Here is a 12,669-nt window from a genome sequence, read left to right on the forward strand (position 1 = left end):
AACTGAACCAACGGGCGATATAGATGCTCCTGAGATTGAAGTCGATGATGAAATAGATTTATCCGAGTTTGAACTTGAAGAAGATGAAAATACTTCTGTTCCAGATGAATCTAGCGACGAGCCAGTTGAAGAACCAACTCAACCCACGGGTGATATAGATGCTCCTGAGGTGGAAGCCGAAGACGAAATTGAGCTATCCGAGTTTGAGCTTGAAGACTCAGATGACGATATTGATCTAGCCGCGTTAACTTCAGAATCTGAAGATGATACTGAAACGCCTGAATCAGAGTTTGTCGATTCAGATAATGATATTGATTTATCTGAATTTGAACTTGAAGAAGACGAAAATCTTTCTACTTCAGATGAATTAGCCAACGAGCCAGTTGAAGAGTTAACTGAGCCAACGGGTGATATAGATGCTCCTGAGATTCAAGTCGAAGACGAAATTGATCTAGCCGAGTTTGAGCTTGAAGACTCAGATGGCGATATTGATCTAGCCGCGTTAACTTCAGAATCCGAAAATGATACTGAAACGCCAGAATTAGATCTTACCGAATTTGAGCTTGAAGACTCCGATGACGATATTGATCTAGCAGCGCTAACTTCAGAACTTGAAGATGATGAGAATACTCCTGATACAGAAAAATTAGCCGACGAGCCTGTTGAAGAGTTAATTGAGCCTTCGGGTGTTCTAGATGCTCCTGAAATTCAAGTCGAAGAAGATGAAAATACTTCTGATCCAGATGAATCTAGCGACGAGCCAGTTGAAGAACTAACTGAACCAACGGGCGATATAGATGCTCCTGAGATTGAAGTCGATGATGAAATAGATTTATCAGAGTTTGAACTTGAAGAAGATGAAAATACTTCTGTTCCAGATGAATTTAGCGACGAGCCAGTTGAAGAACTAACTGAACCCACGGGTGATATAGATGCTCCTGAGATTGAAGTCGATGATGAAATAGATTTATCTGAATTCGAACTTGAAGATGATGAGAATACTCCTGATACAGAAGTATTAGCTGACGAGCCAGTTGAAGATCTAACTGAACCAACGGGTGATATAGATGCACCTGAGATGGGAGTCGAAGACGAAATAGATTTATCCGAATTTGAGCTTGAAGACTCAGATGACGATATTGATCTAGCCACGTTAACTTCAGAATTCGAAGATGATACTGAAACGCCAGAATTCGATCTTACCGATTTAGACACTGATTCAGATAATGATATTGATTTATCTGAATTCGAACTTGAAGATGATGAGAATACTCCTGATACAGAAGAATCTAGCGATGAGCCAGTTGAAGAGTTATCTAAGCCAACGGGTGATATAGATGCTTCTGAGGTGGAAGTCGAAGATGAAATTGATCTATCTGAGTTTGAGCTTGAAGACTCAGATGACGATATTGATCTAGCCGCGTTAACTTCAGAATTCGAAGATGATAATGAAACACCTGAGTTAGACCTGACCGGTTTAGACACCGATCCGGATGAAGATATTGATCTAGCTACATTAACTTCAGAGTTCGAAGATGATAATGAAACACCTGAGTTAGATCTGACCGATTTAGACACCGATCCGGATGAAGAAATTGATTTAGCTGCGTTAACTTCAGAGTTCGAAGATGATAATGAAACACCTGAGTTAGATCTGACCGATTTAGACACCGATCCGGATGAAGAAATTGATTTAGCTACGCTAACTTCAGAATTCGAAGATGATAATGAAACACCTGAGTTAGATCTGACCCGTTTAGATGAAGAATCAGATGAAGAGATTGATTTAGAATCGTTAAACGCTGAATCAGAAAAACACAGCGAGTCTGCAGAAGCGGGTCTAAACAGCCTAAATAAAGAAAAAACATTTGAAATTACATCGCCAGATGATGAGCTGCTAAAAGCGGAATTTGATGAACTTGATGCATTATTAGCTGATGCAACTGACGAGTTTGATGCTGATTTACATAAATCGATAACAGATGACAAAGCGGTCAGCAATTTATATGAAACGGAAACGGTATCTGAACTCGATAGTTTATTAAATGATAGCGATGATGCAGATGATCTTGACACCATTGATGAAGTAGCCGAGCTTGAAAATATTGATTTTGACGAGCTATTAGGCAGCATTGAAAAAGTACCTGAGTTAACCCCTGAAGATTCAATTGAAGATTTTGCAGACAGTATTGATTTAGATAGTTTACTTGAAGAAGAAGTTATTCCTGAACCAAGTCACTTGAATTCAGAAGAACCGTTAGAAGATACCGAACTTGCTGATGAAGATGAGTTAATCGACATTGAAACGTTATTAGAAAGTAGTCATGATGCCGAGTTAAAAGATGAACCCTATACACCTAAAAATATTGATGTAGGCTTAGAAGAGTTTATCCAAAAAGAGAATATTGATCTTATTGATGTTGATGAAGGTAATGAAAAAGGCATGTCTTCACAATTAGATTTAGCGCGTGCGTATATTGAGATTGGTGATGTTGATGGGGCTATCACCGCATTGGAAAAAATCATTCTTAAAGGTGATGAATCACAAAAAGCACAAGCTGAAATATTATTAAAGCAAATTGAATCTTGATGTTAATCGTGATTAATCGGGCCGTTTTTAGCTCCTTTTCTATTAGGCCGCGTTTGGTAATTGCGTAAAGTTTAAGAATGGTTGATACTATCGCCTTTTTTGGTGGAGTAAAGATAAAGCAATGCGTTATGCGGTCGGAATAGAGTACAACGGTGCTAATTACTGTGGTTGGCAAAAGCAGTATTTAAAAAATGTAATTGGGGTCGAACAGCGGGTAGAAGAAGCGCTATCGAAAGTTGCTAACGAGCCTTTATTACTGACTTGTGCCGGAAGAACCGATACAGGTGTGCATGCAACTGCACAGCTTGTACATTTTGAGACCAATGCTATCCGCTCTGAAAAATCTTGGGTATTGGGTGCAAATAGCAATTTACCAGATGATATCTCTGTTAAATGGGCGGTTCCCGTTAGTGATGATTTTGATGCTCGATATTCTGCAACTGCTCGCCGTTACCGTTATGTGATTTTTAACCGCCGTGAGCGGCCTGCTATATTACGAGAAGGTCTAACGCAATGTTACGAGCCGCTAGATCATGAATTGATGCATCAGGGGGCGCAATACCTCGTTGGCGAACACGACTTTTCAGCGTTTAGATCGTCTAGTTGTGAATCTAAAACACCTTGCCGACATATGACTCATATCAAAGTTAATCGTTTTGGTGATTATATTGTTATTGATGTGCAAGCTAACGCCTTTTTACATCACATGGTCAGAAATATTGCAGGGTCATTAATGTTAATTGGCTTAGGGACTCAACCTGTTAATTGGCTTCAAACTTTACTTGAAGGCAAAGATCGTACGGTTGCCGGTCCGACTGCTAAACCAAATGGTTTATACTTAGTGCGGGTAATATACCCTGAAAAATTCAATATTCCTCAAGTTCCAATGGGCCCTATATTTTTTACTGATGATTAAAAAGTAACCGAGTTTAAATGAGTTGCTTAATTATTCAGTTAATTTAGACAGTTTAGACCAGTTAAGCTTAATATTTCATACAGTTTATGATTTAATTAGCGCCAAATTTTCCAGGTAGTTGTAGCATCCTTGTATTTTTGATGTATTCTGCGGCTATTAAATATTCCAAGTATTATCTGTTAGAGATCACTCATGAGTTGGATAGAAAAAATTCTGCCTAAGACCAATGTTAGCGCACAGAAAAAAGCAAATGTTCCAGAAGGTGTCTGGGCTAAATGTTCAGATTGTAATTCAATTATTTATCATGCTGAGTTAGAGCAAAATTTAAATGTTTGCCCTAAGTGTGACCATCACATGCGTATTGGTGCTCGAAAACGTTTAGAAAGTTTTCTTGATACTGAAAATCGAGTTGAATTAGCCGCTGATCTAGAACCTCAAGACGCTTTAAAATTTAAAGATTCTAAAAAGTATAAAGACCGCATTAGTGCGGCACAAAAATCAACTAACGAAAAAGATGCATTAGTGGTAATGAAAGGGCAAGTTAAAGGCGTTCCTGTTGTTGCTTGTTCTTTTGAGTTTGCTTTTATGGGTGGGTCTATGGCTTCGGTTGTGGGCGCTAAATTTGTTAAAGCGGCTGAAGAGTGTTTAAAACATGATTTACCACTTATCTGTTTTTCAGCGAGTGGCGGTGCCCGTATGCAAGAAGCGTTGTTTTCATTAATGCAAATGGCGAAAACCAGTGCCGCGTTAGCTAAAATGACCGAGAAAGGTTTACCGTATATATCGGTTATGACCGATCCGACAATGGGCGGTGTATCGGCAAGTTTAGCCATGCTAGGTGATATTAACGTTGCTGAACCTAAAGCGCTAATTGGTTTTGCTGGCCCTCGCGTTATTGAGCAAACAGTACGTGAAAAATTACCTGAAGGCTTTCAGCGTAGTGAATTTTTACTTGAGAAAGGCGCTATCGATGTGATTGTTGATCGCCGTGATATGCGTAACAAATTATCAGGTATCTTAAGCAAATTAATGAACTTACCTTCGGTTGAACAATTTTAATTTGCGTTATTGATTTATAAATGGGTAACCACTTTTATGAAATTTGATTCACTTTCAGCATGGCTTACCCATTTAGAATCGATTCATCCTAGTAATATAGAACTGGGTTTGTCACGCGTTAAAACCGTTTTTGATGCACTCGCATTAGATTTTACGGCCAGTAAAATTGTGTTAATTGGTGGCACAAATGGCAAAGGCACAACTTGTCATTTATTACAAAATTTACTCACATCCCAAGGTTATCGTGTAGGGTGTTATAACTCACCCCACATGGTCGATTATCGTGAACGTACAACTCTCGATAATGAATGGTTCACAGAAGTGGAGCATTGTGCTGCATTTGAGCAAATAGAATTAGCTCGTAAAGAAACACTGCTGACTTATTTCGAGATGGGTACGCTCGCCGCACTTTGTCTATTAGCTAAAGCTAAACCTGATTATATCTTGCTTGAAGTTGGATTAGGGGGGCGTTTAGATGCAACCAATATCATCGAACCTGATCTCTCTATCATCACGACCGTGGCCTTAGATCACCTTGACTGGTTAGGTGATACACGAGAAAAAATTGGCTACGAAAAAGCCGGTATCATGCGTCATAATAAGCCTTGTATCTGCGGTGATCTTGAACCCCCAACGAGTTTACTTAAACACGCTGCTAGCCTTAATACTTCGCTCTATTGTGCTCAGCAAGATTATAAATGGCAAGAAAATTCAGCTGTTTGGCATTACCAAGGCTCGCATGCATATACTGATTTGCCAGTGCCTAATATGCCTATACAAAATGCGGCAGGCGTATTAAAAGCCTTAGAAATTTTAAATGTAACGATATCTGTTGAATCTATCCGATCTATTTTATCTCGTTTTAAACTACAAGGCCGCTGGCAAACGGTTAAGTATTCACCTCATGTTATTGTTGATGTTGGGCACAATGAACAAGCGGCTACCTATATTCTAAACCAACTTGATGCCCATTTGATGCTGCATCCGCACGTTAATGTGAGCGCCGTTGTCGGGATGCTAAAAGATAAAGCCGTTGAAGAGACGCTTAAGTTATTTATTGGCAAGTTTACACGTTGGTATCTTGCGTCGACAGATGGGCCACGAGGGACAAGTTCTGAGTATTTAGCTTCGGTATTACCCGCTTCTGAAAAAAAACAGTTGTTTCCACATGTATTAGATGCGTATCAAGGCGCAATTAATGACTGCGCTTCAAATGATTTGATCTTAGTGTTTGGTTCTTTTCTCGTTGTATCTGACGTTATTCAAAAGGAAAGTTATTGTGTCTAGCGCATTTCAGAACCGTCTAGTGGGCACTATTGTTATCGTGGCTTTATTAGTGATCTTTTTACCTGAATTTTTAGATGGAAAAAAAGAAAGCCATCAGGATAAGTTTCAAACAATTCCAACCGCACCAACCTATAATATACCGATTGCAGATATACATTTTCCGGAAGAAGAATATCAAACTTTATCTAGCCAGAATGAATTAAGTGATGAAGTTGCATTAGATGAGCATTTTGAAAATGCGACTAAGCTAAATACTGATGCAATAGATGTTGAAATAGAGCCAGAGCCTGAACCCAAAGCTGATGAATCTAATTTAGTCATTGATGTAACGGCAACAAATACACAATTAAAAAAAGAACAGTCACAGTTTGAGCATCCGGCTTGGGTGATCCAACTGGGTAGTTTTAAACATCAAAAAAATGTCACGATATTATTGGAAACACTAAAACGCGAAGGCTATATCGCATTTACAAAACCAATTGAAACAAAATCGGGTCCATTAACCAAAGTATTTGTCGGACCGGATTTAGAAAAAGAAAAATTGAACAAGTTGATCCCCGAGCTACAAAAATTAACTCGACTAAGTGGTAAACTCGCGGTATATCAACCTGCTAATTAATCGCCTCTGATAAAAAATGTTTTTTCAGATAATTTAACTTAAGTGCACGTAATACTACTCACGCATTTATATCATTTATTTTTAATAATATAAGGCAATTAGCTAAGGCTTCTGGTAGAATTCGCCCGCATTTTTCAACACGGCTATAATCGTGGATTACATGATTTGGATTGATTACGCCATTATTGGCGTTGTAACAATTTCTACATTAATTAGTTTAGTTAGAGGCTTTGTTAAAGAGGCGCTTTCGCTCGCTATATGGGCTGCTGCGTTCTTTATATCAAGTCAATTCTATTCTGACCTCTCGGCTTTCATCACTCAAGTTGATGATCTTATGCTGCGTAAAGCTATTGCGGTGGCTGCATTATTTATTGCAACGATCGTATTGGGCTCACTCATTAGTTACCTTATTGGCTTGCTGGTTTTAAAATCCGGTTTGTCGGGCACTGATCGTGTGCTTGGTTTAGTCTTTGGTGGTTTACGAGGTGTATTAATTGTGGCGGCTATGCTGTTCTTTTTAGATGCGTTTACGCCAGCATCAAGTTCAGAGTGGTGGACTCAATCTGTTTTAATTCCCGAGTTTAGAGACGTGATTGAATGGTTTTTTGAATACCTAAAAAATTCATCCAGTTTTCTAAATGACGTTAAGCCTGTCTAAGAGGTAGTTTACTCATGTGTGGTGTAGTAGGAATAGTTTCTCATTCTCCTGTAAATCAATATTTATACGACGCGTTGACTGTTTTACAGCATCGTGGCCAAGATGCCGCTGGTATCATGACAATAAACAATGGAATGTTTAAATTACGTAAAGCTAACGGTTTGGTTAAAGATGTGTTTGAACAAAAACATATGTTTCGCTTAGCCGGAAATTGGGGAATTGGCCACGTACGTTATCCAACTGCGGGTTCAAGTACTTCAGCTGAAGCTCAGCCTTTTTATACCAATTCACCTTTTGGTATTTCTTTAGCGCACAATGGTAATCTAACCAACGCAGAAGAGCTCGGTAACCGACTCAAAGTTGAAGCTCGACGTCATGTGAATACATCGTCTGATTCTGAATTGTTGATGAACTTATTTGCTCATGAAATCGATGAAGCTTCAACGATGGATTTGAAGCCTGAGAATGTTTTCACTGCTGTTCGAGCTGTGCATGAAAAAGCGCATGGCGCTTATGGTGTTGTTGCGGCTATTGTTGGTTATGGTTTAGTTGCTTTTAGAGATATTAATGGTGTTAGACCGCTTGTCTTGGGCATCAGAGAATCAGAAAGTGGCAACGAATACATGGTTGCTTCTGAAAGTGTTGCGTTAGACGCTGTTGGTTTTAAATTTGTTCGTGATGTTGCACCTGGTGAAGCGGTTTATATCACTGAGCAAGGCGAGTTATATTCTGAGTTATGCTCGGACAATGCTAAATTAGTGCCTTGTATTTTTGAATATGTTTATTTCGCTAGACCTGATTCAACTATCGATGGGATCTCGGTTTATGATGCTCGCGTTCACATGGGCAGAAGTTTAGGTGAAAAAATAAAGCGTGAATGGGATCATTTAGACATTGATGTTGTTATTCCTATTCCTGAAACGTCATGTGACATAGCGTTAGAAATTGCAACAACCTTAGATATTCCTTACCGACAAGGTTATGTTAAAAACCGTTATATTGGTCGTACCTTTATTATGCCGGGACAACTGCAACGTCGTAAATCAGTGCGTCGCAAGTTAAATGCAATAGGTAGTGAGTTTAAAGGTAAAAATGTTTTGCTAGTAGATGACTCTATTGTACGTGGTACAACATCAGAGCAAATTATTGAAATGGCAAGAGAAGCAGGCGCTAATAAAGTTTATTTTGCCTCTGCCGCGCCTGAAATTCGTTTCCCTAATGTATACGGTATTGATATGCCAACCCCTAATGAGCTTATCGCACATGGTCGAGACGTTGATGAAGTTTGTGAACTCATCAAAGCAGACGGTTTGATTTTCCAAGATTTAACCGACTTAGTGACTGCTGTTAAAGCTGATCATGAAAATATAACTCAATTTGAAACATCTGTTTTTAATGGTTGTTATATAACGGGTGATGTTACGCAAGAGTATCTTCAGCACTTAGATAATCTACGTAATGACTCTGCCAAAAAAGACGAGAGTCAAAATCAAACTGCCAGTCTAGATATACACAACATAAACTAAAATACTGAAGCCGCTCATAGAGCGGCTTTTTTGTATAATTGGCTAAATATCTGATCCTTATATGCTAAAGTAGCATCTGCATAAAAATTTTTAATACGAGTCTATGTCTTTTAAGCTAATCGAAAATCAAACCGAACTTGAATCATTATGTAAAGTTTTGAATCAACGCACGGTACTCGCCATTGACACCGAATTTGTGCGTCAACGTACTTATTACCCTAAAATTGGTTTAATACAAATAAATTGTGGTGAACACATCTATTTGATTGACCCACTTGAAGTTGAAAGCTGGCAATCTTTTAATCGTATTTTAGAAAATGAAAATATTATTAAGGTGATCCATTCATGCAGTGAAGACGTTGAAGTTTTTAAATCGGCTTTAGGTGCGAATGTAAAAGGGTTTTATGATACACAGATTGCTGAATCTTTTTGTAGTGGGGCGATGTCTTTAGGCTTAGCCGCGTTAGTTAATCAATACAAACATATTCAACTAGACAAAGGCCACGCGCGAACTGATTGGTTACAGCGTCCTCTCACGCCAGAGCAATTAAATTACGCTGCATCGGATGTGTTATATTTACTCGATATATATCATTTGCAAATAGTAACATTAGGTCAAAAATATGCTCAAGCAAAAGAAGATGTTGAGTCGGTGATCGCTAAAAAATACCTGATTCCAAACCCTGATTTAGCGTGGCGTGATATAAAATCTAATTGGTTGCTAAGTCCTCGGCAATTAGCCGTTTTAAGGTTACTCGCTAAATGGCGTTTAGAAAATGCGATTGCTCGAGATATGGCAATTAATTTTGTTATTCATGAGCGCTCTATTATCGCTTTAGCGACTCGTCAACCGATGTCAATAAATAGCATGAAAAACGTACCTGATATTCATCCAATGGAGATCCGAAAACACGGTAACACATTACTTGAATTTATTGAGCAAGGTAAAAACGTTCCTATCGCAGAATGTCCTCCAAAAGTACGCCGCTTATCTGAATTAGCACAATACAAACCTTTATATACAGAAGCTAAAGCATTAATAAGTGAAATAGCGCAAACGGTTGGTATTAATGTTGAATTGTTAGCGTCTAAACGGCAGATTAACCAATATATTAGCTATCACTGGCAGATAAACCCGTGGTGCCAAGATGAATTGCCTGAGTTAGGGACTGGCTGGCGCGGTGAATTGCTAGATGATGCGCTTAAAAATATTGTATTAAAAGGTTGAGAATTCGACCTTTTTTATTAAAAAACACGTTATTGTTCTTCCCCCGCTTTACCTAGGTTAGCCTTGCATTCCTACTGAAACCCTGTATAATTCGCGAGCTTTTTTTGAGTCAGTAATCAATTGATTCAACTTAAGCAAGCCAATTAATCGGGGAGCAGACCTCCCTACATTTTATTAACTTTCATTTATATTGAGGACGATATGGTAACTATTCGTTTATCACGTGGTGGCTCTAAAAAGCGTCCATTCTACCAAGTAGTGGTAGCGGACAGCCGTCGTAGCCGCGATGGTCGTTTCATTGAGCGTATTGGATTTTTTAACCCAATCGCACAAGGCAACGCAGAACGCTTAAAAATCGATTTGGATCGTGTTGATCACTGGGTAGGTAACGGTGCACAAGCTTCAGATCGCGTAGCGAAATTAATTAAAGACGCTCGTAAAGCGGCTTAATTACAGTATTTAGAAGGTTTAAGTTATGTCATCAACTCAAAATAAAGTCGTTTTAGGTCGCCTTGGCGCTGTTTACGGCATAAAGGGTTGGTTAAAAGTGCAAGCTTATACTGACTATGCTGAAAGCATATTTGATTATGATAAATGGCAGATAGGTCAAGATGATTCTTGGCAAGAAGCTGAAGTTGTCGAATGGCGCAAGCATAATAAAGGAATCATCGTTAAATTTAATAACGTTGATGTTCGCGAGAAAGCCCAATTGTTAACAGGTATGGAAGTTGCTGTACTTGAAACACAGTTGCCTGAATTAGCGGAAGATGAGTTTTACTGGCGCGACTTGGTCGGAATGGCTGTAGTGAATACACAAGGCTATAACATGGGTGAAGTTAAATCACTTATGGAAACCGGCTCTAATGACGTGTTAGTCGTCAAAGCTAATAAAAATGACGCCTTTGGCAAGACTGAGCGTCTGATCCCTTTTGTTGAATCTCAAACGATTTCTAAAGTAGATCAGGAACAGCGAGTTATAACTGTTGAATGGGATGCGGATTTTTAATCTATGTCATCATTAAAATGGATTGGGGTGATAAGCCTTTTTCCCGAAATGTTTGACGCAGTCACTCAACATGGCATAACAGGTCGTGCGTTTAAAAAAGGTTTGTTAGAGTTTCATTGTTGGAATCCACGTGATTTTACTCACGATAAGCACCGAACAGTTGATGATCGGCCTTATGGTGGTGGTCCCGGGATGCTCATGATGGTGCAACCATTAAAAGATGCGATTAAAGCGGCTAAAGCATCGGCTGGTGAGGGTGTTAAGACTATATATTTGTCTCCTCAGGGTCGTAAATTAGATCAGCAAGGTGTCGTTGAACTGGCTTCAAATGAGAAGTTAATCTTGGTTGCCGGTCGCTATGAAGGTATCGATGAACGATTAATTCAATCTGAAGTCGACGAAGAGTGGTCAATTGGTGATTATGTGTTGAGTGGCGGAGAGCTACCGGCCATGACATTAATTGATAGCGTTAGCCGCATGGTACCCGACGTGTTAGGGCATAAGTTATCTGCTGAACAGGACTCGTTTACAGAAGGCTTATTAGATTGTCCACATTATACACGTCCAGAAAATCTTGATGAGGAATGTGTGCCCGAGGTATTACTGAGTGGTAACCATAAACTTATTGAGAAATGGCGAATGAAACAGGCATTGGGTCGGACTTGGCTTAGACGTCCCGACTTATTAAAATCCCTAGCTCTGACTGATGAGCAGGCCAAGTTATTGATTGAGTTTAAAAACGAATATCAAACTGAGTTTGCAAAAAATACAGTCCATTCTAGGTAAAGAGGTTAAAATGAGTAATATTCTCAAAATGCTCGAAGACGAGCAATTGAAAGCAGACTTACCAGCGTACGCGCCTGGTGATACAGTTGTTGTTCAAGTTAAAGTTAAAGAAGGTGAGCGTGAGCGTTTACAAGCATTCGAAGGTGTTGTAATTGCTAAGCGTAACCGTGGTCTACATTCAAGCGCTACTGTTCGTAAAATGTCAGGCGGTGAAGGTGTAGAACGTACTTTCCAAGTACACAGTCCTCTAGTTGATAGCATTACGGTTAAGCGTCGTGGTGCGGTACGTCGTGCTAAATTGTACTACTTACGTGGTCGTACAGGTAAGGCTGCACGTATTAAAGAAAAGCTTAGTTAATTGGCTGATTGACAAGCAATATAATTATATTGTTTGTATATTTAAAAAGGCTCGCATTTGCGAGCCTTTTTTCGTTTTAAAGCAGGCCTTACTAGGTATACCAATCGTTCTTAATAGCAGGGCACCATAGTAATTACCAATCCGTAATAATAAGTGCCCACTCAGCGATCGTTTCAATGCGCATAATCAAGGTGCTTGAAAGAATAGTGGTGCTCTTTTGAGTTCGATCAATATAGAGTAAGCGCATTTAAAAATCGTTTGAAAGGAATACCCAGCGGATTTTGACTTGCGTTATCGGTATTTGAAAGGGAGCAACCATTCCTACACAAAAATGTCTGGAACATTTTTGAACCGCTTTCTAGCTTTAGCGAAAGGCAGGATGCCTGAAGTACACTGATGCCTTGTTTAAACCGCTGGATTCATTTTGAGCGATCACTTATTAGTATGAATTGGTATCAGTTAAAATACTGGATAAAATGGTGTTTGAAATTAACGGGTAGAAATACGACTTTGATGGTTTTTACTTTGTTCTCAATCTTTTTCTTATGTTCATCCGGTTCACTTATTTACTTTGATTGCTATAAGAATTAAATCTATTGTCCCTATTTGACACATGGTAGAGGTGAATCATTATTA

Annotated in this window: 12 protein-coding genes; all 12 read left to right on the forward strand. The window is 39.1% G+C overall.

Annotation, left to right across the window (positions count from 1 at the left end):
* Positions 1 to 2,590: FimV/HubP family polar landmark protein (locus tag DPX34_RS16895; protein WP_332872834.1), on the forward strand; the 2,590-nt coding region annotated here is incomplete at its 5' end.
* Positions 2,591 to 2,711: 121 nt separating this feature from the next.
* On the forward strand, positions 2,712 to 3,506 hold the full coding sequence (gene truA, locus DPX34_RS16900) for a tRNA pseudouridine(38-40) synthase TruA (protein WP_111979629.1): 795 nt from the start codon (positions 2,712 to 2,714) through the stop codon (positions 3,504 to 3,506).
* Positions 3,507 to 3,698: 192 nt separating this feature from the next.
* Entirely contained in the window at positions 3,699 to 4,565 is an 867-nt protein-coding gene (accD, locus tag DPX34_RS16905; RefSeq protein WP_111979630.1) for an acetyl-CoA carboxylase, carboxyltransferase subunit beta, read from the forward strand.
* A gap of 36 nt (positions 4,566 to 4,601) precedes the next feature.
* Positions 4,602 to 5,852, forward strand: a complete 1,251-nt coding sequence (gene folC, locus DPX34_RS16910; protein WP_111979631.1) for a bifunctional tetrahydrofolate synthase/dihydrofolate synthase — start codon at positions 4,602 to 4,604, stop codon at positions 5,850 to 5,852.
* Positions 5,845 to 6,471 carry an SPOR domain-containing protein gene (locus tag DPX34_RS16915; RefSeq protein ID WP_157964771.1) on the forward strand — a complete coding sequence of 209 codons (627 nt, stop codon included), beginning with the start codon at positions 5,845 to 5,847 and terminating at the stop codon, positions 6,469 to 6,471. Before folC ends, DPX34_RS16915 begins: the two co-directional genes overlap by 8 nt.
* A 160-nt stretch (positions 6,472 to 6,631) precedes the next feature.
* A complete protein-coding gene (locus tag DPX34_RS16920) occupies positions 6,632 to 7,129 on the forward strand; it encodes a CvpA family protein (protein WP_111979633.1) in 498 nt (165 codons plus the stop codon).
* A gap of 14 nt (positions 7,130 to 7,143) precedes the next feature.
* A complete protein-coding gene (gene purF, locus DPX34_RS16925) occupies positions 7,144 to 8,655 on the forward strand; it encodes an amidophosphoribosyltransferase (protein ID WP_111979634.1) in 1,512 nt (503 codons plus the stop codon).
* Positions 8,656 to 8,758: 103 nt separating this feature from the next.
* The gene (rnd, locus tag DPX34_RS16930) at positions 8,759 to 9,883 is read left to right on the forward strand and encodes a ribonuclease D (protein ID WP_111979635.1); all 1,125 of its coding nucleotides are present in this window, start codon (positions 8,759 to 8,761) and stop codon (positions 9,881 to 9,883) included.
* 201 nt (positions 9,884 to 10,084) lie between these two features.
* Positions 10,085 to 10,333 (forward strand): 30S ribosomal protein S16, encoded by a 249-nt coding sequence (gene rpsP / locus DPX34_RS16935; RefSeq protein WP_111979636.1) that lies wholly within the window; start codon positions 10,085 to 10,087, stop codon positions 10,331 to 10,333.
* 25 nt (positions 10,334 to 10,358) lie between these two features.
* Positions 10,359 to 10,889: a ribosome maturation factor RimM gene (rimM, locus tag DPX34_RS16940; RefSeq protein ID WP_111979637.1), complete on the forward strand. Its 531-nt coding sequence runs from the start codon at positions 10,359 to 10,361 to the stop codon at positions 10,887 to 10,889.
* A 3-nt stretch (positions 10,890 to 10,892) separates the two neighbouring features.
* Positions 10,893 to 11,675, forward strand: a complete 783-nt coding sequence (gene trmD / locus DPX34_RS16945; protein ID WP_111979638.1) for a tRNA (guanosine(37)-N1)-methyltransferase TrmD — start codon at positions 10,893 to 10,895, stop codon at positions 11,673 to 11,675.
* A gap of 10 nt (positions 11,676 to 11,685) precedes the next feature.
* The gene (gene rplS, locus DPX34_RS16950; RefSeq protein ID WP_111979639.1) at positions 11,686 to 12,033 is read left to right on the forward strand and encodes a 50S ribosomal protein L19; all 348 of its coding nucleotides are present in this window, start codon (positions 11,686 to 11,688) and stop codon (positions 12,031 to 12,033) included.
* Positions 12,034 to 12,669 lie beyond the last annotated feature (636 nt).

Source organism: Algibacillus agarilyticus (assembly GCF_003286125.1).
In the GTDB taxonomy this organism is placed as follows: Bacteria; Pseudomonadota; Gammaproteobacteria; order Enterobacterales; family Alteromonadaceae; genus Algibacillus; species Algibacillus agarilyticus.

Excerpts from the sequence above, each read along its gene's own strand:
- truA (WP_111979629.1), top strand. The coding sequence starts at position 2,712 with ATGCGTTATGCGGTCGGAATAGAGTACAACGGTGCTAATTACTGTGGT.
- accD (WP_111979630.1), top strand. The coding sequence starts at position 3,699 with ATGAGTTGGATAGAAAAAATTCTGCCTAAGACCAATGTTAGCGCACAG.
- folC (WP_111979631.1), top strand. The coding sequence starts at position 4,602 with ATGAAATTTGATTCACTTTCAGCATGGCTTACCCATTTAGAATCGATT.
- DPX34_RS16920 (WP_111979633.1), top strand. The coding sequence starts at position 6,632 with ATGATTTGGATTGATTACGCCATTATTGGCGTTGTAACAATTTCTACA.
- purF (WP_111979634.1), top strand. The coding sequence starts at position 7,144 with ATGTGTGGTGTAGTAGGAATAGTTTCTCATTCTCCTGTAAATCAATAT.
- rnd (WP_111979635.1), top strand. The coding sequence starts at position 8,759 with ATGTCTTTTAAGCTAATCGAAAATCAAACCGAACTTGAATCATTATGT.
- rpsP (WP_111979636.1), top strand. The coding sequence starts at position 10,085 with ATGGTAACTATTCGTTTATCACGTGGTGGCTCTAAAAAGCGTCCATTC.
- rimM (WP_111979637.1), top strand. The coding sequence starts at position 10,359 with ATGTCATCAACTCAAAATAAAGTCGTTTTAGGTCGCCTTGGCGCTGTT.
- trmD (WP_111979638.1), top strand. The coding sequence starts at position 10,893 with ATGTCATCATTAAAATGGATTGGGGTGATAAGCCTTTTTCCCGAAATG.
- rplS (WP_111979639.1), top strand. The coding sequence starts at position 11,686 with ATGAGTAATATTCTCAAAATGCTCGAAGACGAGCAATTGAAAGCAGAC.